The sequence below is a fragment of the Mesorhizobium sp. M1E.F.Ca.ET.045.02.1.1 genome, from assembly GCF_003952485.1.
Classification (GTDB): Bacteria; Pseudomonadota; Alphaproteobacteria; order Rhizobiales; family Rhizobiaceae; genus Mesorhizobium.
On the sequence record NZ_CP034447.1, the window covers coordinates 2,838,785 to 2,857,256 of the forward strand.

The window sequence follows — 18,472 nt, forward strand, 5'->3', positions numbered from 1 at the left end:
GTGCATCCTCGTCATGCCGTTCTCAGCGCATGACGAAGGGATCAGGGATCGGCTCGTCCGAGGTCTTGATCCAGACCGATTTCGAGCGCGTGTAATCGCGGATGGCGTCCAGCCCGCCTTCGCGGCCGAGGCCCGACAGGCCGTAGCCGCCGAAGGGCACGAGCGGCGAGACCGCCCGGTACGTGTTAACCCAGACGACGCCGGCATGGATGTCGCGCGCCATGCGGTGCGCCTTGCCGAGATTGGAGGTGAAGACGCCGGAGGCGAGGCCGAAGGGCGTGTCATTGGCGAGCGCGAGCGCCTCGGCCTCGGTGTCGAAGGCAAGCACGCTGAGCACCGGGCCGAACAGTTCCTCGCGCACGCAGGGCAGGTTGATGTCGCCGGCATCGATGATGGTCGGCGCGTAGTAGAAGCCCGCGCCGATGTCCGGGCGCTTGCCTCCGGTCACGAGCGTGCCGCCCGCGGCGAGGCTCTCGGCCACGACCTTCTCGATCCAGTCGCGCTGGCGCAGCGTGGCTAAAGGCCCCATTTCGGTGGCCGGATCCTGTGGGTCGCCGATGCGGATCGCTTCGGCTTTTTGCTTCAGCCGACCGAGGAACTCCTGCCTCACCGAACGCTCGATGAGCAGCCGCGAGCCGGCGACGCAGCTCTGCCCGGTCGCGGCGAAGATACCGGCGACGACCGCATTGGCGGCGCTGTCGAGATCGGCGTCGGCGAAGACGACGACGGGGCTTTTGCCGCCAAGCTCAAGCGTCGTAAAGGCGAGGTTCTCCGCCGTGTTCCTGACGATGGCGCGCGCCGTCGACGGGCCGCCGGTGAAGGCGACGCGCGAGACCAGCGGATGGCTGGTCAGGCGCCGCCCGCATTCCTGGCCGAAGCCGGTGAGGATGTTGACAGCGCCGGCTGGAAAGCCGGCTTCGCTGACCAACTCGGCAAAGGCGAGCAGCGGCGCCGGGCCGTCCTCGGAGGCTTTGAGCACCACCGTGCAGCCGGCGGCCAGCGCCGGACCGAGCTTGACCGCCGAGAGGAAGAGCTGCGAGTTCCACGGCACCACCGCGGCAACGACGCCGATCGGCTCGCGGCGGATGGTGACGTCGAGATCCGCCTTGTCGATCGGCACATGCGCGCCTTCGTGCTTGTCGGCGAGCCCACCATAGTAGCGGTAGTAGTCGCCGACATAAGCGATCTGGGCGCGGGTCTCGCGGATGATCTTGCCGGTGTCGCGCGTCTCCAGCTCGGCCAGGCGCCCGGCATTGGCGGCGACGAGATCGCCGAGTTTCACCAGCAGCTTGCCACGCGCGGTTGCCGTCATCGACGCCCAAGGTCCGGAGCGCAGCGCGCGGTGCGCCGCCTCGACGGCGCGGTCGACGTCGACTTCGGTCGCCGCCGGCATCTTCGCCCAAGGCGCGCCGGTCGACGGATCGATGCTGTCGAAGGTCGCGGACGGCTCGTCGAAGCGGCCGTCGATGAAGTTCCTGAAAAGAGCGTCGGTCATGGAGGCTCGCGATCAGATAAAGGCCGGCATCACCCGGTCGATGAACAGTTGCAGAGATTTCTTCTTGCGCTCGTGCGAAAGGCCGCTGTCGATCCAGATCGAGTACTGGTCGTAGCCGAGCGTCTCGTAGGCCTTCAGCCGGCCGATCACCTCATCCGCCTCGCCGATCACCAGGTTCTGGCGCATCTTGTCCGGCGCGTATTGCGGCATGGCGGCAATCTCGTCGGCGGTCAGCGGCTCCAATATGCCCTGATGCACCGGCTTCTTGTTCTGGAACCAGGCGCCGAACTGACAGTAGAAGGTCGATAGATCCTGGCTGAGCCGATCGGCGTCGGCCGCATTCTCGGCGACGAATGTGTGCATCAAAAGCATGATCTCCGGCCGTTCGATGTCCGGATGCGCGGCGCAGGCGGCGTTGAAGCGCTGCATCAGGCTTGCGACCTCGTCGTCGCCGGAGGCCAGCGGCGTCACCTGCACCTTGCATCTGTTGGCGACGGCAAAGTCGTGCGAGTTCGGGTCGCGGGCAGCCACCCAGATCGGTGGGTAGGGTTTCTGCAAGGGCTTGGGCGAGGAGGTGGTCGGCGGGAACTGCCAGAACTCGCCGGCGTGCTCGTAGTCGCCGTCCCAGAGGCCGCGGATTGCGGGTATGATCTCGCGCATGCGCTGGCCGGCGCCCCAGGCATCGAGCCCCGGGAAGACGCGCTGATATTCGTAGCTGTAAGCGCCGCGCGCGATGCCGACATCCAACCTGCCGCCGGTGACGAGGTCGGTCATGGCCGCCTCGCCCGCAAGCTTGATGGGGTGCCAGAAGGGCGCGATGATGGTTCCGGTGCCGAGGCGGATGCGGTTCGTTTTGGCCGCCAGATAGGCGATGTTGATGAACGGATTGGGCGAGATGGTGAATTCCATCCCGTGATGCTCGCCGATCCAGGCCGTCTCGAAACCGGCCTCTTCGGCGAGCAGCACCAGCTCTCCCAGCTCGTCCAGCAGCTCCGAATGCGGCTTGGCGAGATCCGAGCGTTCCATATGCACGAAGAGCGAGAACTTCATCCCTGGTCACCTGGATTGAGCGAAGCGACTTCGGCCCGAGCGAGCGGCCGCACTTCGCCTTCGAGTTCGTTGCCGACATAGACGCCGAATGCATCTTCAGTGCATTCGCGCACATAACGGGCCAGCATCGAGCGAATCGCCGGGTCGGCGATCTTCAACCCGTCGATCGCGTCGATGTCGATCAGCCGAATGCCGCGATCGCTCGACGCCGGCACATCGAACGTGCCACGATAGTAGACATGGGTGCGCGAAGCGTTGCCTGCATCGTCCCAGACGGCGTACAGGAAGCCGAGATGGGCCTCGATGGCCTTTGCGGCAAGAAGTCCGTTGAGGCTCTTGCCGTCGCTTGCCGAGCCAAGGCCCCGGCCACGCGGCAGGTCAAGGAAGCCATCCGCCGTTTCGAGAAACAGGATGCGGCCGCCATTCTCGAGGATGGCGCCGACATCGGTGCCGGGCTGGGCGGCGGCGAGCGCCTCCTGGCTGAGGCCGGGCGTGATGTAGGCGCCGCGGCAATAGCCGAGGGGCTGCGCGGAATTGTGCTGGAAATCGCGGACACGGCCGATGAGGATCGAATGATCCCCCGCGTCGACCAGCCGCTCCATGTCACAGTCGAAGCAGGCGACCGAGCCGTCCAGAATGGGGCTGCCGGTCTGTCCCGGGCGCCAGTCGACCGAGGCGAACTTGTCCGGCGCTTTCGAGGCGAAGATGCCGGAGGCCGCTTTCTGGCCCTCGTTCAAGATATTGATGGCGAAGCTCTTCGAGGTCGCGAACACCGGGTGCCCCAGCGCCTTATGGGCGATGCAGACGAGCACCAGCGGCGGATCGAGCGATACCGAGGTGAAGGAGTTGGCGGTGAAGCCGCGCGGCTCGCCTTCCAGACCGATGGTGGTGACGATGGTGACGCCGGTCAGGAAGGAGCCGAGCGCGCGCCGGAACTCGCCACTGTCGAAATCGGTGACCGCCTCCGCGACTTCGCGTTCCTGAAGGAAGTCGGCGATGTGGCGTGTGGTCAGATCAGGCGCCGCCACCGCCATCATATGCCTTTCACCAGGCAGCACGGTGCAGCGGCCATGCGGCGCGAGCCTGGCCATGGCGGCCGACATCGCCGGCGAGGAGTTTTTGTCTTCCGAGCCGGTGATGAACAGGGCCGGCACGGCCAGCGTCGGCAGGCGCTCGGCGTGGTCGGCATCGGCACGGGCGAATAGGCGGTAGGTGCGGGCATAGCCTTCGGGGTCGACCTCGCCCAGCGCCGCCGCCGTCTTCTCGGCCGCCGCGGTGAGTCCGGCCGGAACCGGATCGCCAAACCAGCGCGCGATGGTCTGCGCAGCGCCTGCCGCGTCGCCGCGACCGGTGAGCGCGGCGGCGCGCTCGCGAACGGCATCGGCGAGTTCAGGCGGCCGGCGGAACACGGCGTTGAGCGAGACGATGCGGCCGACGCGCTCCGGCGCGAGCAGAGCAAGCTCCTGCGCGACGAGCGCGCCCATGGAGTGGCCGACGACCGACACGCTTTTTAAGCCGAGATGATCGAGCAGCCGGATCGCCTGCCCAGCATAGTCGGCCAGTTCCGGTGTCTGCGGCGGCAACGGCGAGCGGCCATGACCAAGCATATCGATGGCGATGACGTCCCAGCGATCCGCCATCCGCTCGATCTGCGGCCGCCAGATCGCCGCGTTCATGCCGACGCCGTGAATGAAGAGCACCGGCGCGCCCGATCCGGCGCGGATGAAGCTGGTGCCGTCGGGCGCGGTACCCTCAGTCCACTCAGCTGCGACGGCGTCAGCCATGCAGGTCGCCCACTTCCTTGAGATCCTGATAGCGATCGCCGATGCGGTGATGCGGACGGCCGCCGATGGACGCGCCAAGCGCTACCACCAGCTCGTCCGGCGCCGGCGCGTCGCCTATCTGGAAATGCACGGTCAGATAGTGCGAGCGCCGGCCTTCGTCATTCTTGTCCATCAGCGGGATCATGATCGGCGTGTTCGGCCCGCCGCGCAGATTGGTGAAGGCAAGATAGGTCTTGGCGCCGACGGTGCGGCGATAGTGGTTGCCGAAATGCAGCGTGTGGATCAGGGCCGAGGCGTGCTCGATCTCACCCGACGTGCCGCAGATGGCGGCCTTGCCGTAGCCCTCGATCGCCTCGCCCGAGCCGGCGACGGCAAGGATCTCACGGGTCAGGGTCTCTCCCAGCACCGGCGCACAGGCGCGGATTTCGGGCGAAAGATCCTCGGTGAAGCCGCGTCCTGCCCAGGGGTTCGTCAGCACTGCGGCGACGCCGATCAGGCGCAGCGGCCTGGGCGCCGCCTTGCCGCCTTCGATCAGCGTGTTTTCGGTGTAGGTGACGATCTTGCGAATGGCCGGCTGCATGGAAACCTCTGTCGAGCGGCGCTGCGGAATAGCGTCACCTTCTGTGTCTTATGGTATACCATACTATGGAGCACCAAATACCTTGTCAACCGGCCATGGAATCTGTTTTTGTGGCGACGCAGGGAGCAAGCACATGCAGGACGACACCCTTCGCATCGATCGCAGCGCCAAGACCTTGAGAACATTGGCTCTCGAGCGCATGCGCGAGGCCATAATGGATTTTCATTTCCAGCCCGGCGAAAGGCTGGTCGAGCGGCCGCTTTGCGACCAGCTCGGCGTCAGCCGCTCAGTCGTGCGCGAGGTCTTGCGGCAATTGGAGGCCGAGGGACTCGTGCAGATGATCCCCGGACACGGGCCGGCGGTGGCGCGGCCGGATCTCGGCCGCACTGACGAGATCTACGAGCTCAGGGCTCTTCTCGAAGGGATCGCGGCGCGCGCCTGCGCGCTGTCGGCAACCAATGGGCAACTAGCGATACTGGAGCATGCTCTCAGCGAGCTCTTCGAAGCCTGGGCCTCGGGCAAGCCGCCGGCGGTGATGCGCGCGACGACGAAGTTCTACGAAGCGCTGTTTGAAGCCGCGGACAAGCGCGTCGCCTGGGAGATCGTGAGCGGGCTCAACGTGCGCATCAACCAGCTGCGCTCGATGACGATCGCCTCGGCGAACCGGCGCGAGCCGGCGATCGCCGAAATGAACGCGATCATGAATGCGATCAGGGCGCGCAAGCCCGAGGAGGCCGAAGCGGCGGCGCGGCGGCATGTCGAGTCCGCGTGGAAGATCGCCCGCACGGCGCTGCAGCCGAATGGTTAGACTGTGTCCCGGTTGGTCAGCGCGATGTGGCAGCAACCGGAGCCGTGGCCTGGCGTCCAGGTGACGTTGGCGAAGCGCACGCCGGTCGCTTCGAACAGGCCGCGGTCGAAGGCGCCGGCGATGCGGCAGAGCGTGGCGAGCTTTTCCTCGCCGACACCGGCCTCGACCCAGGCATCTTTCAGCGGGCAGCGCTTCACCTTGAAGGCGATGTGGTCCGGTCCGTGCTCGACATGGGTCGGGTACATGCGACCGCCATCCGGGCTTACGGCGAGGAACGCCTCGCCGATCGCCAGCGCGTCGTTGGGGCCGAAGCCGGCGAAGGCCGTCGCAGCGACCTCCCGGCCGCGCTTTTCGATGGTGCGGATCATGACCGCCTCGGCCTTCTCAGCGCCTAGCTCGGTGGTCAGCTCATCCAGGAAGAGGCGATAGAGATCGGCCCGGTTGCGGAAGGCGGAATCGAGCTCACGCGACAGTTTTTCGGCTCTGGTTGCGGGGTCGGTCATGATGCGTCCTGATTTACTGCTTGACCATGATCTTGTCCGCAAACCGGGTCCCACTTTGCGGGATCATGGTCGGGTCCCGTCTAGTCTCGGCGTTGCCGCCACCAGCGCCTTGCCGATCGCCGATTGCGGCGACGCGATCACGGTGCGGGCATCGCCGCTCTCGGCAACCCGGCCGGCATCGAGGATGACGACGCGATGTGCGACGGCGCGGATGACGCCGAGGTCGTGCGAAATGAAGAGATAGGCGATCCGTTCCTGTCTTTGCAGGTCGAGCAGCAATTCCAGGATCTGCCCGCGCACCGATACGTCGAGCGCCGATACCGCTTCGTCCAGCACGATGAGCGATGGCCGCGTGGCGATGGCGCGGGCGATCGCCACGCGCTGCCGCTGTCCGCCGGAAATCTCGTGGATGGCGCGTCTGGCGAGGCCGGCGTCCAGACCGACGCGCTCCAGAAGCGCGGCGATGCGGCGAGGGCGCTCGGCGCGCGAGGCGATGCCGTGGATGCGCAGGGGATCATCCAGCACGCGCGCCACCGTGGCGCGCGGGTTGAAGGCGGCGTGCGGATCCTGGAACACCATTTGCAGACGGGCGCGGCGAGCGCGCAGCGCACCGCTTGAGAGCGAAAGGAAGTCCGCGCCTTCGAACTCGATACGCCCGGCGTCAGGCTCGATCAGCCGCAGCACCAGCCGCGCGATGGTCGACTTGCCGCTGCCCGACGGACCGGCGAGCGCGAGCGTCTCGCCCGGCCCGATCTCGAAGGAAACGTCGTCGACCGCCGCAAAAGGCTTGCCGCCGCGCCGATAGCGTTTGGTGAGATTGGAGACGGCCAGCACGCTCATGCCGAAGCGCCCTGCCGGTCAAGCAGCGGCTCGGCGTCGAGGCCGAGATGGGCATCGAGCAGCGCGCGGGTGTAGGCATGGCGCGGCGCTTCGATAGTCTGGCGAGTCTCGCCGAACTCCACCAATTCGCCACGGCGCAGCACCGCGATGCGCTCGGCAAGCGTGGCTGCGAGCGCAATGTCGTGGCTGATGAAGAGCAGCGTCATGCCGTCCTCCGCCACCAATTGGCGGATCAAGGCGACGATCTCGGCCTGCACGATGGTGTCGAGCGCGCTGGTCGCCTCGTCGGCGATGAGCAGTTTCGGTCCGGCCGCGATTGCCGCCGCGATCGCCACGCGCTGCTTCTGGCCGCCGGAAAGCTGGTGCGGATAGGCGCGCAGCGCGGATTCTGGGTCGGGGAGGCGGACGCGTTCGAGCAGGGTTTTGGCCTTGGCATAGGCTTCAGGCCAGGTCAGGCCGAGATGGGTATGCGCAACTTCCGCGATCTGCTTGCCGATCGGCATGACGGGGTCGAGGCTGGAGGCGGGGTCCTGGAAGACGAAGCCGATGTCGCGGCCGAGGAGGGGGATGTTGTTATCGCCAATCGCGGATAATCGGCGTTCCGTCACACCCCCTCTGCCCTACCGGGCATATCCCCCGCAAGGGGGGAGATTAGGTCGTCATCTCCGCCTTCGCCAATCTCCTGCGTCGCAGCGAGAGGGCCGGCAGTGGAACTGCCAATCTCCCCCCTTGCGGGGGAGATGTTCGGCAGGACAGAGGGGGGTGCGAAGGAACGAGGCCTCTGTAATCGGCTTGTTGGCCATTCGATCGCTCCGCCCACAAGGGCTGACCTCGCCAGCAACCCCGCCACCGCCAGCGCCAGCGTGCTTTTGCCCGAACCGCTTTCACCGATGATCGCCAGCCGCTCGCCTGCTTCAACATCGAGGCTGATGCCGTTCAGCGCCGCCACCTCGATGTTGTCGCGACGGTAGCGCACCGTCAGATCGCGGATCGACGGCAGCGCCGTCATGACAGGCTCCTGCGTACCGCGGTGCTTTCGACCACGCCTTCTCCGGCGAGATAGACGCCGAGCACGGTCAGCACGAGTGCCACGCCCGGAATGATCGACAGAAAAGGCGCGGTGCGCAGCACCGCTCGGCCCTCGGCGATCATGCCGCCCCACGTGACGCGGTTGGGGTCGCCGAGGCCGAGGAAGGAAAGCGCGGCCTCGGTGAGGATCGCCGCGGCGACGATCACCGAGGACAGCGCCAACACCGGCGGCAAGGCGTTGGGCAGCACCTCGCGAAAGGCAATTTCCAACGGATGCATGCCGATGACGCGGGCGCCGGCGACATAATCGCGCTCGCGGATCGACAGCACATCCGCGCGCGCAACGCGAGCAGGGCCGGTCCAAGCGCCGAGCGCGATAGCGGCCACGACGACGCCGAGCGAGGGGCCGACGATGCTGACGAGAGCCAGCGCGAGAAGAAAGCTCGGCACGGTCTGGAAGGCGTCGGTGACACGCATCAGCACTTCGTCGACGAGGCCTCCGGCAAAGCCAGCCAGCGTGCCGATCACAGCTCCGATGAGCAGCGCCGCGGCGGCGGCCGCCAAGCCGACGGCCAGCGAGGTGCGGGCGCCGTGAAACAGCTCGGCCAGCACGTCGCGGCCCAGCCGGTCGGTGCCGAGCGGCAGCGACCAGTCCTGGAACGGCGGCAGCAGCGCCGGACCGGCGATCGCCTGCGGATCGCGCGGGAAAAGTAGCGGCGCCGCCAGCGCCATGGCGACGAGCAAGGCGAGGATTGCCGCGCCGGCAACCGCTTCCGGCGTGCGGAAGATGCGGCGTAACCGGCTCATAGGCCGGCCTCGCTGGCGCCGACGCGTGGATCGAGGAAGGCGTAGGCGAGGTCGACAAGGAGATTGATGACGACGACGAGAACGGCGCTGACCAAAATGATGCCGAGCAGCAGCGGCGTGTCGCGTCCGGCGACGGCTTCCTGCGCCAGCCGGCCGAGGCCGGGAACGGCAAAGACGCTTTCGATGACGACGCTGCCGCCGAGCATCTGCGCCGATTGCAGGCCGAGCATGGTGACCAGAGGCAAGAGCGCGTTGCGGGCGACATGCGCAAGCACGATGCGGCGGCGCGCCAGGCCCCTGGCGCGGGCGGCGAGGATAAAATCCTGACGCCAGGCTTCCGCCATGCCGGCGCGCATCATGCGCAGATAAAGCGCGAGATAGATGAAGCCCAGCGCCGCCACCGGCAGCACGAGATGGGTGGCGACGTCGGCGGCCCGTGCCAGCCCGGTCTTGGCCGATGCGATGGTCTCGATGCCGCCGATCGGCAGCCAGCGCAGGTCGACGGCGAAGACGACGATCAGCACAAGGCCGAGCCAGAAGCCGGGCACGGCGTAGAGCGCCAGCGAGCCGATCGAAAGCAAACGGTCGCGGAAGCCGCCCGGTCTGGCGCCGGCATAGATGCCGAGCGCCGAGCCGAGGCCGAAGGAGAGCGCGGTGGCGCTGCCCATCAGGATGAGCGTTGTCGGCAGGCGTTCGAGGATGACGTCGCGGATAGGTCGCGAGAAGGTGACGGACTGGCCGAGGTCCAGATGCAGCAATGCCCAGAGGTAGTTGGCGAGGCGCGTCAGTTCCGACTGATCGAGGCCCCAGCGGTGGCGCAGCAATTCGATCATGCCGGCGTCGCCGCCGGTCGAGACGATATAGGCGTCGACCGCATCACCGGGTGCTGCCTCGAGCAGCAGGAAGCTGCCGATGATGACGATGAGGAGAACGAAGACGCTGCCGACGAGACGGCGGCGAAGAAGGGTGAGGGCGCGCGTCATGCGCGTCTCGGCCACATGAGGCGACAATATGAAATGTCGCGCCCAGGCACCCCCCTCTGTCCTGCCGGACATCTCCCCCGCAAGGGGGGAGATTGGCAGCGTCGCCGACGGCACCCCTCCTGCCGCGGGACAGCGTTGGAGATTGGCGAAGGCCGAGATGAAATCCGATCTCCCCCCTTGCGGGGGAGATGTCCGGCAGGACAGAGGGGGGTGGGCGGGAACTCGGCCTTTGGCCAAGTTCCCATTCTATTGCGAACTCTCATCCGCCTGAGTGTGTCACGATTCCAAATAGGTGTCCGCCCAGTTCGACACCGCCCAGCGCGGGTTGTCGGCGATGTTGCCGACGGTGTCTCGGGCGACGGAAATGAAGCTCCATTCGGCGACGTTGATCAGCGGCAGGTCGGCCGCGACCTTTTTCTGGAACTCCTTGTAGAGCTCGGTGCGGGCGGCGGTGTCGAGCGTCTCCGAGGCTTTCGCGATCAGCGCGTCCAGGTCGGCGTTCTTGTAGCCGCCCTGGTTGGAGAAAGGCACGCCGTCCGGAATGCCGCTCTGCACCAGGATTGTGGTCGAGATCGCCGGATCGCCGCGGAACACCGGCGGGCCGACCGCGAGGTCGAAGGCATGGTCGGTGTAGACAGCCTTGATGTGGGCCGCGGAGTCGTTGTTGACGATCTCGGCGTCGATGCCGATCGCGGCCAACGCCTGGCGCAGATAATCGCCGAATTGTTTCGTCTCGTTGAAGTAGGGCGCCGGCAGCAGCTTCAGCGCAAAACGCTTGCCGTCGTCCGCGCGCTTGTAGCCGGCCTCGTCCAGCATCTCGTTGGCCTTGGCGACGTCGAAGGGGTAGGTCGGCACGTCGGCGGTGTAGAACTGCGGATCGTTCTTCGGCACCGGGCCGGTCGCGGTCGCGGCATAGCCGAGGAAGATCGTCCTGACGACGAAGTCCTTGTCGATGGCATGGGCGATCGCCTGTCGCACCTTGAGATCGGCAAGCTCCTTGCGGCGATGATTGATCTCGACGACGAGCTGGTAGGTCAACCCCTCATAGCCCTTGGTGACGACCTTGAGGCCCGGCACCTTGGAAATGCGGTCGAGATCGGCGAGCGGCACGGCGGAAAAAGCGGCGAGCTGGATCTCTTCCGCCTCGAGCGCCGCGGCGGCAGACGTACGATCGGGGAGAACCTGATAGACGATCTCGTCGAGATAGGGCTCGTCCTTGCCCCAATAGTCGTCGTTTCTCGCCAGCCGATAGTACTGGCCGGCCTTGTATTCGGCGAATTTGAACGGACCGGTGCCGACCGGCGCGTTGTTGGCAGGATTGTCCTCGATCTTGCCGTTCTCGTAGACATGCTTCGGCACGACGCTCGACAGCGCCGGCAGAGCGTTGCGGATGAGCTGGAGCGGCGTCGGTTTGGCGAATTTGAATACGGCGGTGAGATCATCGGGCGTGTCGACCGCAGCAAGGTCCTTGAACACGGTGCGGCCGAGATTCTGCAGCGGCTTCCAGATCTGCAGCGCCGAGAAGGCGACGTCGGCGGAGGTGAAGGGCTTGCCGTCATGCCATTTGACGCCGTCGCGCAATTTGAAGGTCACCGACAGCCCGTCCGCCGCACCTTCCCAGGAGAGCGCGAGCCGCGGCTCAAGCCCATCCTTGCCGTCGAAGGAGGCCTCGGCCAGGGTCTCGACGACCTTGCTGGAAATGAAGAAGACGCCGTTTGAGGCGACGATCGCGGGGTTGAGGTTGCGCGGCTCGGAGTCGGCGGCGACGATCAGCCTGCCACCCTTCTTCGGCGTCTGCGCCATGCCGATGGTCGGCAGCGCGGTCGAGGCCAGAAGCAGCGCCGAACCGGCAAGCAGGCCGCGGCGTGAAATCGTCAATTCGGACATCGCTCAAACTCCCCTCTTCACCCGCGGCAGGCACGGGCAACCTCGAAATGAGCGGGATTATGGCCCTTGGCAAAGGTTTCGCCAGAGACGGATTTGGCGCATGCTGGCTTGGCTTTGAAATTTTCGTCCGCTGGACCAGTTATATTTCGGGCTGTGGGCGCGGCAATCTGGTAAGACCAGATTAAAGAGAATAGCTCCTACGAGCCTTTCGGCTAGGTTGAATTGGCAATGCTCTGCCAATTCTGGCTGGACCAGAGTGGTCAAAAAGATGCAGATTTGACCGACAACCAACCGTTCAAAAAGATTGGCCGCTGCAGCGGCCGGAAAATTCAGGGAGAGGCAGATGAACATCGCTCCGGGCAAGGCCGACGTCAGCAGTATCCCGTTCGATCAGGCGCGGGTAGACCGGCTGATGGAGGAGGCCGGCATCGACGTGCTCTTCACCACTTCCAAGCACAACACGCAGTACCTGCTCGGCGGCTACAAGTTCATCTTTTTCGCGGCGATGGATGCGATCGGCCACAGCCGCTATCTGCCGATCGTCCTCTATGAAAAGGGCGGGCCGGAGCACGCCGCTTATATCGGCAACCGGATGGAAGGCGGCGAGCACCAGAACCATCCGTTCTGGACGCCGACATTGCATGCCGCCTGCTGGGGCACGCTCGACGCCGCCAACCTTGCCGTCGAACATCTGCAGAAGATCGGCAAGCAGGCTGCCCGCATCGGCATCGAGCCGGGCTTCCTGCCTTCGGACGCCTATACGCTGATCCGCAGGGCGCTGCCGGACGCCAAGCTCATCGACGCGACCGGCATGCTGGAGACCATGCGCGCGATCAAGACCGAAGCGGAACTCGAGAAACTGCGCATCGCCTCCGAGTTGATCACCGATTCCATGCTGGCGACTATTGCCCGGGCGCGTGAGGGCACGACCAAGACCGACATCATCGAGCAGCTCAGGCGCGAGGAGACCAATCGCGGCGCGCATTTCGAATACTGCCTGCTGACGCTGGGCTCCAGCCACAACCGCGCCGCCTCAGACCAGGCGTGGAAGAAGGGCGAGGTGCTGTCGATCGATTCCGGCGGCAACTATCACGGCTATATCGGCGACCTTTGCCGTATGGGCGTGCTTGGCGAGCCGGATGCCGAGCTGGAGGATCTGCTGGCCGAAGTCGAGGCGGTGCAGCAGGCGGCCTTCTCCAAGGTGAAGCCGGGCACGCTCGGCGGCGACATGATCGCCCATGCCGAGAGCGTGCTGAAGGCCTCGAAGGTCGCGGCCTACACAGATTTCTTCGCCCACGGCATGGGGCTGATCACCCATGAGGCGCCGTTCCTGATGACCAACCATCCGGTCGCCTACGAAGGCACCTACGCGGCAAAGCCGCTGGAAAAGAACATGGTGCTCTCGGTCGAGACGACGATGCTCCACCCGACGCGCGGCTTCATCAAGCTGGAGGACACGGTAGCGGTGACCGATGCCGGCTATGTGATGTTCGGCGACCGCGGGCGGGGGTGGAACAGGGGCGGGGCTTCATAAAGCGGAAGGTTGGCGCTACCCCTCATCCGCCTGCCGGCACCTTCTCCCCGTCCTGGACGGGGAGAAGGGAGCCGCTGTCAGGTCGGCATTGAAAATTGGCGAATGAAAGCGTCTTTCTCCCCGTCACTTTACGGGGAGAAATGTCCGGCAGGACAATGAGGGGCAGCGCTGCCCTGACAGAAGAATCAACTTATCACTGTCCCGCCGGCAGCAGCCTGAAATCCGGTAGTTCCCGCAGCACGAGCTCCGGGCCGGCCGGCGAATAGACGACGAAAAGCTGCATCGGCTGGTCGCCGGTGTTGAGCGTCGAGTGGAAGCGGCTTTCCGGTACGTAGATGGTGCAGCCGGGACCGACCTTCGCGACCACCGGATTGCCCTTCTCGTCCTCGACCATCTGCTCGCCATTACCGGAGATGACGAAGATGATCTCCTCCGCGCCCGGATGGTTGTGCCGGGTGTGGCCCTTGCCTGGAGGCAGGTCGACGACGCCGCCGGAAAAGCGGGCGGCGCCGTTCACTTCCGGCGCGACGGTGAGCGCCAGCCTGCCCCAGTCGAAGCCGAAGGCGCTGACATCCTTCGGGTAGACGAATACTTTGCTCTTGTCGGCCATTGCCTCATCCCTCCCTAGTTGCTGGCGGTGTTCGCTTTGCCGACTGCCGCGGCCTTGAAATCCGCCGTCTGCCTGGCGATCGCCGCCTCGGCCGGCAATCGCTCCATCGAGCTTGCGCCGTAGAAGCCGTGCAGTCCCTCGCAGCGCTCGAGAATGTAGCGCGCGTCGTCGGGCATCGAGATCGGCCCGCCGTGGCACAGCAGGATGACGTCCTTGCGCACCGAACGCGCGGCCTCGGCAATGGCGTCGATTTCCGTCACGCAAGCATCGAGCGACTTCGCAGAGGTCGCGCCGATCGAGCCGCCCGTCGTGACGCCCATATGGGCGACGATGATGTCGGCGCCGGCCTTTGTCATGGCGCGCGCTTCGTCGGGGTTGAAGACGTAAGGCGTGGTGAGCAGGTCGAGCTCGTGCGCCTTGGCAATCATGTCGACCTCGAGGCCGAAGCCCATGCCGGTCTCCTCAAAACTCTGGCGCATGGTGCCGTCGAACAGGCCGATGGTCGGAAAATTCTGCACGCCGGAAAAGCCCATCATCTTCAGCTCGGCCAGGAACAGCGGCATGATGACGAAGGGATCGGTGCCGTTGACGCCGGCCAGCACCGGCGTCTTCTTCACCACCGGCAGCACCTCATAGGCCATTTCCTTGACGATCTCGTTGGCGTTGCCATAGGCGAGCAGGCCGGCCGCCGAGCCGCGTCCGGCCATGCGGTAGCGGCCGGAATTGTAGATGATGATGAGGTCGATGCCGCCGGCCTCCTCGGCCTTGGCCGACAGGCCGGTGCCGGCGCCGCCGCCGACGATCGGCACGCCGTCGGCGATCATCTTGCGGAACTTCTCCAGGATTTCCTTGCGCGGAATGGCGGCCATGCTTGTCGGGTCTCACTTCTTGGCAATGTCGAGGAAGGCCTCGGTGGCGGCCTTGGCGAACGCGGGATCGTTGATGTGCAGCGGCAGGCGCGTCACGGTGCGGTTCCTGGTCGGCTTGATGGTGCGCTCGATCGCCTCGAAAAGCGCTGCGTCGGCTTCCGGGTCGAAGAAAGCGCCGCCTTCGATGTCGAGCGCCGATACGCCCTTTTCCGGGATCAGGAAGCGGACCGGGCCGTCGCAGTTGGCGAGGCGGCCGCCGATCCATTCGCCGATCCGGCGGCACTCCTCAGCCGTCGTGCGCATCAGGGTCACGTTTGGATTGTGCTCGTAGAACAGGCGTCCACGATATTTTTCGGGGATGGTTGGCGGCGCCCAGAAGTTGACCATATCGAGCGCGCCGACCGAGCCGACATAGGGCAGCTTGGTGCGGGCAATCGCGCCGAAGCGATCCTCGGTCGCTGGCAGCACGCCGCCGAACAGGAGATCGCAGACTTCGGTGGTGGTGATGTCGATGACGCCGGCGAGCAGGCCGCTGTCGGCGAGCTTCTCCATCGAGCGACCGCCGGTGCCAGTGGCGTGGAAGACCATGCAGTCATAGTCGGCGCGCAACCGCTCGACGATTGCCGTCACGCATGGCGTGGTGACGCCGAACATGGTCAAGCCCAGCGCCGGCTTGCCGGCGGCGATTGGTGCGGGCCTCGCGGCCATGCCCGATATCGCCTGGGCGGCGTTGTGCAGCACGACGCGTGACAGCCGGTTGAGGCCGGCCATGTCGGTCACCGACGGCATCATGACGATGTCGGAGACGTCGACATAAGGCGCGGTGTCGCCGGAAGCGAGCGTGGAAACCATGATCTTCGGCAGGCCGAGCGGCAGCGCGCGCATGCCGGCGGTGATGATCGAGGTGCCGCCGCCGCCGCCGATGCCGATCACGCCGGCGACGTCGTCGCGGGACTGGATGAAGCGGGCAAACGCGACGCCCATGCCGGCAACGGCGGTGCCGCGATCGTCGATGCCGAGAACCGCGCCGGCTCCATCCGGATGATGCGCCGCGACCTCGCTTGCCGGAACATCCACCGGCACGGTTGCGCCGCGCGTGCCGATGTCGACGCGGGCGGCCGTGCCGCCGGCAGCGGCGACTGCGTCGGCTAGGAAGGCAAGCTCCTCACCCTTGGTGTCGGCCGTGCCGACCACGTAGATGCGCTTCATTGGCGTTCCCCGTTGTCTCTAGCGTTGTCCGGCGCGCCCCCCGACACTGCCACCCGCCGCTTCCTGCCCGGCACGATGCCTTGCAATTTTTTGAGACGCGCGTATCGTATTGACATGGATGTCTCACGTCAACAAGCCGCATCGAACGATGATGCCGAGCAAGTGCCGCCAGCCGAAAAGGGGGCACGCGCACGAACGAGGCGGCTGATGCTGGAGACGGCGACGCGGCTGATGCAGGCCGGCGTGACGCCTTCGGTCAGCGAGGTTGCCGAGGCGGCGGAAGTGTCGCGCGCCACGGCGTATCGCTACTTCCCCAGTCAAGCGGCGCTGGTGCACGCCGTCGTCGACGAGGGGCTCGGTCCGATCCTGACCTGGAAATCGGCTTCGGCCGACCCGGAGCGGCGGGTTGCGGATCTCTTCGCCACCGCCATGCCGCGCATCGAGGCTTTCGAGGCGACGTTCAAGGCGGCGCTCAAGCTTTCGCTCGACCAGTGGGCGCGTCGGCAGGCCGGTACGCTGGGCGCCGAGCCGGCCTTCAAGCGCGGCCATCGCGTCGATCTCCTGAAGGATGCGATCGCGCCGCTCAAGGGTCGCCTGAAGCCGCGTCAGTTCAAGCGCTTGGCTCAGGCGCTGTCGATGATGTTCGGTGTCGAGGTGCTGATCGTGCTGAAGGACATATGGGGGCTGGACAGCCGTGACATGATGTCGGTCGCCGAGTGGGCAGCAGGTGCGCTGGTGCGTGCCGCGATGGCGGAATCCGGAGCGAGAGCGGGTGGGGGCTCGGCGGCTTCAGATGCGGGAATGTCTTAAATCTGGTTCGACCAGATTGGGAGGTGGTCTTCTAATATTAGCAGTGACAGGAGGGTTGAAACAAGGGCTGCCCCTATCAAGGAGTAGGAAAAACAAGATAAAACAGGCAGATACCGTTGCAATTGGCTTGTGAGGCCGTTTCTGATCGCCCAAGAAAGAGCTTGACGGCCATCTTGAATTGGTAATACCAGATCAATACACATGATGCGGATCGAAAGTGAGGGCTGCGATCCGTTTTTCCGGCAGGGCGAGGAGGCTCGAAGCCGGAAAGTGCCATCACTGGAGGAACTACCAGGGCCGACCACGCTGCCGGCTCGCATGACACGGTAGAATGCGCACAAGGGAGGAAAACTATGCGCAAGATAGTGACCAGCGTGATTGCTGGTATCGGGCTGGCGCTTGCCTGCGGGACATCCGTCCGCGCGCAGGACAAGGAACTCACCATCTTCTGGGCGGAATGGGATCCGGCGAACTATCTGCAGGAGCTCGTCAACGACTACACGGCCGAGACCGGCGTGAAAGTCACGGTGCAGACCACGCCGTGGCCGGACTTCCAGACCAAGGCCTTCACCGAGTTCAACGCGCATGGCGACGCCTACGACATGGTCGTCGGCGACTCGCAGTGGCTCGGCGCCGGTTCGACGCAGGGCCACTATGTCGACCTCACCGACTTCTTCAATCAGCACAAGCTCACCGACGTGATGGCGCCCGCGACCATCAAGTACTACGCCGAATATCCCGGCGGTTCCGGCAAATACTGGGCGATCCCGCTGGAAGGCGACGCGATCGGCTGGTCCTACCGCAAGGACTGGTTCGAGGATCCGAAGGAGAAGGAAGCCTTCAAGGCGAAGTACGGCTACGACCTCGATATCCCGAAGACCTATGCGCAGCTGCGCGATATCGCCGAATTCTTCCACCGTCCGGACCAGAAGCGGTACGGCGTCGCCATCTATACCGACAACTCCTATGACGCGATGGCGATGGGCGTCGAAAGCGCGATCTTCAGCTATGGCGGCGATCTCGGCGACTATGCGACCTACAAGGTCGATGGGATCACCAATTCGAAGGAGGCCATCGCCGGCCTCGACATGTACAAGGAGCTCTACAAGTTCACGCCTCCCGGTTGGGGCAAGACCTTCTTCGTGGAAGACAACCAGGCGATCACCGGTGGCCTCGCCGCGATGAGCATGAACTTCTTCGCCTTCTTCCCGCCGCTGGTGAACAAGGCCACCAACCCCTATGCCGACGTCACCGGCTTCTTCGCCAACCCGGCCGGTCCGGATGGCAAGCGTTTCGCGGCTCTCGGCGGCCAGGGCATCTCCGTCGTCTCGTACTCGAAGAACAAGGACGAGGCGATGAAGTTCCTGGAGTGGTTCATCAAGGACGAGACCCAGAAGAAGTGGGCCGAGCTCGGCGGCTACACCTGCAGCCAGGCTGTGCTGAAGTCGGAAGCCTTCCAGAACGCCACGCCATACAACAAGGCGTTCTACGACACGATGTTCATGGTCAAGGATTTTTGGGCAACGCCTGAATATGCCGAAGTGCTCGATCAGCTGAACCAGAACATCTATCCGTTCGTGGTCGGCGGGAAGGGCACCGCCCAGGAAGCGCTCGACAAGACCGCCTCCGACTGGAAGGCGACGTTCACCAAGTACAATCGCTACAAGTAAGCAT

17 protein-coding genes and 1 pseudogene are annotated in these 18,472 nt (G+C 65.3%); 4 read left to right on the top strand and 14 right to left on the bottom strand.

What is annotated here, in order from left to right; genetic code table 11:
- Nucleotides 1-22: 22 nt before the first annotated feature.
- From EJ070_RS13705 to EJ070_RS13720, 4 genes are read right to left on the bottom strand one after another with little or no spacing between them, the layout of a single operon-like run.
- Nucleotides 23-1,495: an aldehyde dehydrogenase gene (locus tag EJ070_RS13705; protein WP_126091833.1), complete on the bottom strand. Its 1,473-nt coding sequence runs from the start codon at nucleotides 1,493-1,495 to the stop codon at nucleotides 23-25.
- A 12-nt stretch (nucleotides 1,496-1,507) separates the two neighbouring features.
- Nucleotides 1,508-2,545, bottom strand: coding sequence for an LLM class flavin-dependent oxidoreductase (locus EJ070_RS13710; RefSeq protein WP_126091834.1), 1,038 nt, complete (start codon nucleotides 2,543-2,545; stop codon nucleotides 1,508-1,510).
- A complete protein-coding gene (locus tag EJ070_RS13715) occupies nucleotides 2,542-4,329 on the bottom strand; it encodes an alpha/beta fold hydrolase (protein WP_126091835.1) in 1,788 nt (595 codons plus the stop codon). Before EJ070_RS13715 ends, EJ070_RS13710 begins: the two co-directional genes overlap by 4 nt.
- Nucleotides 4,322-4,909 carry an amino acid synthesis family protein gene (locus EJ070_RS13720; protein ID WP_126091836.1) on the bottom strand — a complete coding sequence of 196 codons (588 nt, stop codon included), beginning with the start codon at nucleotides 4,907-4,909 and terminating at the stop codon, nucleotides 4,322-4,324. The genes EJ070_RS13715 and EJ070_RS13720 overlap by 8 nt, the downstream gene beginning before the upstream one ends.
- 133 nt (nucleotides 4,910-5,042) lie before the next feature.
- On the opposite strand from EJ070_RS13720, the gene EJ070_RS13725 reads away from it, so the two are divergent.
- The gene (locus tag EJ070_RS13725) at nucleotides 5,043-5,717 is read left to right on the top strand and encodes a GntR family transcriptional regulator (protein WP_126091837.1); all 675 of its coding nucleotides are present in this window, start codon (nucleotides 5,043-5,045) and stop codon (nucleotides 5,715-5,717) included.
- Here EJ070_RS13725 and EJ070_RS13730 read toward each other — a convergent pair.
- The 7 genes and pseudogenes from EJ070_RS13730 to EJ070_RS13765 form a co-directional block, all read right to left on the bottom strand.
- Nucleotides 5,714-6,220, bottom strand: coding sequence for an L-2-amino-thiazoline-4-carboxylic acid hydrolase (locus tag EJ070_RS13730; RefSeq protein WP_126091838.1), 507 nt, complete (start codon nucleotides 6,218-6,220; stop codon nucleotides 5,714-5,716). The genes EJ070_RS13725 and EJ070_RS13730 overlap by 4 nt on opposite strands.
- A 63-nt stretch (nucleotides 6,221-6,283) precedes the next feature.
- Complete coding sequence (locus tag EJ070_RS13735; RefSeq protein WP_126091839.1) at nucleotides 6,284-7,060, bottom strand: ATP-binding cassette domain-containing protein; 777 nt, start codon at nucleotides 7,058-7,060, stop codon at nucleotides 6,284-6,286.
- On the bottom strand, nucleotides 7,057-7,668 hold the full coding sequence (locus tag EJ070_RS37040) for an ABC transporter ATP-binding protein (RefSeq protein ID WP_126091840.1): 612 nt from the start codon (nucleotides 7,666-7,668) through the stop codon (nucleotides 7,057-7,059). The genes EJ070_RS13735 and EJ070_RS37040 overlap by 4 nt, the downstream gene beginning before the upstream one ends.
- A 173-nt stretch (nucleotides 7,669-7,841) precedes the next feature.
- Nucleotides 7,842-8,069, bottom strand: a pseudogene (locus tag EJ070_RS37045) (ATP-binding cassette domain-containing protein); the annotation flags it as partial.
- Nucleotides 8,066-8,896: an ABC transporter permease gene (locus tag EJ070_RS13750; protein WP_126091842.1), complete on the bottom strand. Its 831-nt coding sequence runs from the start codon at nucleotides 8,894-8,896 to the stop codon at nucleotides 8,066-8,068. The pseudogene EJ070_RS37045 and the gene EJ070_RS13750, both read right to left, overlap by 4 nt.
- The gene (locus EJ070_RS13755) at nucleotides 8,893-9,879 is read right to left on the bottom strand and encodes an ABC transporter permease (protein WP_126095747.1); all 987 of its coding nucleotides are present in this window, start codon (nucleotides 9,877-9,879) and stop codon (nucleotides 8,893-8,895) included. The genes EJ070_RS13750 and EJ070_RS13755 overlap by 4 nt, the downstream gene beginning before the upstream one ends.
- Before the next feature lie 276 nt (nucleotides 9,880-10,155).
- Nucleotides 10,156-11,766 carry an ABC transporter substrate-binding protein gene (locus tag EJ070_RS13765; RefSeq protein WP_126091843.1) on the bottom strand — a complete coding sequence of 537 codons (1,611 nt, stop codon included), beginning with the start codon at nucleotides 11,764-11,766 and terminating at the stop codon, nucleotides 10,156-10,158.
- A gap of 343 nt (nucleotides 11,767-12,109) precedes the next feature.
- Here EJ070_RS13765 and EJ070_RS13770 point away from each other — a divergent pair, with 343 nt between their 5' ends.
- A complete protein-coding gene (locus EJ070_RS13770; protein ID WP_126091844.1) occupies nucleotides 12,110-13,300 on the top strand; it encodes a Xaa-Pro peptidase family protein in 1,191 nt (396 codons plus the stop codon).
- 193 nt (nucleotides 13,301-13,493) lie between these two features.
- Here the strand turns inward: EJ070_RS13770 and EJ070_RS13775 are convergent, their stop codons facing one another.
- From EJ070_RS13775 to EJ070_RS13785, 3 genes are read right to left on the bottom strand one after another with little or no spacing between them, the layout of a single operon-like run.
- Nucleotides 13,494-13,910 carry a cupin domain-containing protein gene (locus EJ070_RS13775; RefSeq protein ID WP_126091845.1) on the bottom strand — a complete coding sequence of 139 codons (417 nt, stop codon included), beginning with the start codon at nucleotides 13,908-13,910 and terminating at the stop codon, nucleotides 13,494-13,496.
- Between the two features lie 14 nt (nucleotides 13,911-13,924).
- On the bottom strand, nucleotides 13,925-14,779 hold the full coding sequence (locus EJ070_RS13780) for a phosphoenolpyruvate hydrolase family protein (protein WP_126091846.1): 855 nt from the start codon (nucleotides 14,777-14,779) through the stop codon (nucleotides 13,925-13,927).
- A 12-nt stretch (nucleotides 14,780-14,791) separates the two neighbouring features.
- Nucleotides 14,792-15,988: a Tm-1-like ATP-binding domain-containing protein gene (locus tag EJ070_RS13785; protein ID WP_126091847.1), complete on the bottom strand. Its 1,197-nt coding sequence runs from the start codon at nucleotides 15,986-15,988 to the stop codon at nucleotides 14,792-14,794.
- 114 nt (nucleotides 15,989-16,102) lie between these two features.
- Here EJ070_RS13785 and EJ070_RS13790 point away from each other — a divergent pair, with 114 nt between their 5' ends.
- Complete coding sequence (locus tag EJ070_RS13790; RefSeq protein ID WP_126091848.1) at nucleotides 16,103-16,798, top strand: TetR/AcrR family transcriptional regulator; 696 nt, start codon at nucleotides 16,103-16,105, stop codon at nucleotides 16,796-16,798.
- A gap of 353 nt (nucleotides 16,799-17,151) precedes the next feature.
- On the top strand, nucleotides 17,152-18,468 hold the full coding sequence (locus tag EJ070_RS13795) for an extracellular solute-binding protein (protein WP_126091849.1): 1,317 nt from the start codon (nucleotides 17,152-17,154) through the stop codon (nucleotides 18,466-18,468).
- Nucleotides 18,469-18,472 lie beyond the last annotated feature (4 nt).

Excerpts from the sequence above, each read along its gene's own strand:
- EJ070_RS13705 (WP_126091833.1), bottom strand. The coding sequence starts at position 1,495 with ATGACCGACGCTCTTTTCAGGAACTTCATCGACGGCCGCTTCGACGAG.
- EJ070_RS13710 (WP_126091834.1), bottom strand. The coding sequence starts at position 2,545 with ATGAAGTTCTCGCTCTTCGTGCATATGGAACGCTCGGATCTCGCCAAG.
- EJ070_RS13715 (WP_126091835.1), bottom strand. The coding sequence starts at position 4,329 with ATGGCTGACGCCGTCGCAGCTGAGTGGACTGAGGGTACCGCGCCCGAC.
- EJ070_RS13720 (WP_126091836.1), bottom strand. The coding sequence starts at position 4,909 with ATGCAGCCGGCCATTCGCAAGATCGTCACCTACACCGAAAACACGCTG.
- EJ070_RS13725 (WP_126091837.1), top strand. The coding sequence starts at position 5,043 with ATGCAGGACGACACCCTTCGCATCGATCGCAGCGCCAAGACCTTGAGA.
- EJ070_RS13730 (WP_126091838.1), bottom strand. The coding sequence starts at position 6,220 with ATGACCGACCCCGCAACCAGAGCCGAAAAACTGTCGCGTGAGCTCGAT.
- EJ070_RS13735 (WP_126091839.1), bottom strand. The coding sequence starts at position 7,060 with ATGAGCGTGCTGGCCGTCTCCAATCTCACCAAACGCTATCGGCGCGGC.
- EJ070_RS13750 (WP_126091842.1), bottom strand. The coding sequence starts at position 8,896 with ATGAGCCGGTTACGCCGCATCTTCCGCACGCCGGAAGCGGTTGCCGGC.
- EJ070_RS13755 (WP_126095747.1), bottom strand. The coding sequence starts at position 9,879 with ATGACGCGCGCCCTCACCCTTCTTCGCCGCCGTCTCGTCGGCAGCGTC.
- EJ070_RS13765 (WP_126091843.1), bottom strand. The coding sequence starts at position 11,766 with ATGTCCGAATTGACGATTTCACGCCGCGGCCTGCTTGCCGGTTCGGCG.
- EJ070_RS13770 (WP_126091844.1), top strand. The coding sequence starts at position 12,110 with ATGAACATCGCTCCGGGCAAGGCCGACGTCAGCAGTATCCCGTTCGAT.
- EJ070_RS13775 (WP_126091845.1), bottom strand. The coding sequence starts at position 13,910 with ATGGCCGACAAGAGCAAAGTATTCGTCTACCCGAAGGATGTCAGCGCC.
- EJ070_RS13780 (WP_126091846.1), bottom strand. The coding sequence starts at position 14,779 with ATGGCCGCCATTCCGCGCAAGGAAATCCTGGAGAAGTTCCGCAAGATG.
- EJ070_RS13785 (WP_126091847.1), bottom strand. The coding sequence starts at position 15,988 with ATGAAGCGCATCTACGTGGTCGGCACGGCCGACACCAAGGGTGAGGAG.
- EJ070_RS13790 (WP_126091848.1), top strand. The coding sequence starts at position 16,103 with ATGGATGTCTCACGTCAACAAGCCGCATCGAACGATGATGCCGAGCAA.
- EJ070_RS13795 (WP_126091849.1), top strand. The coding sequence starts at position 17,152 with ATGCGCAAGATAGTGACCAGCGTGATTGCTGGTATCGGGCTGGCGCTT.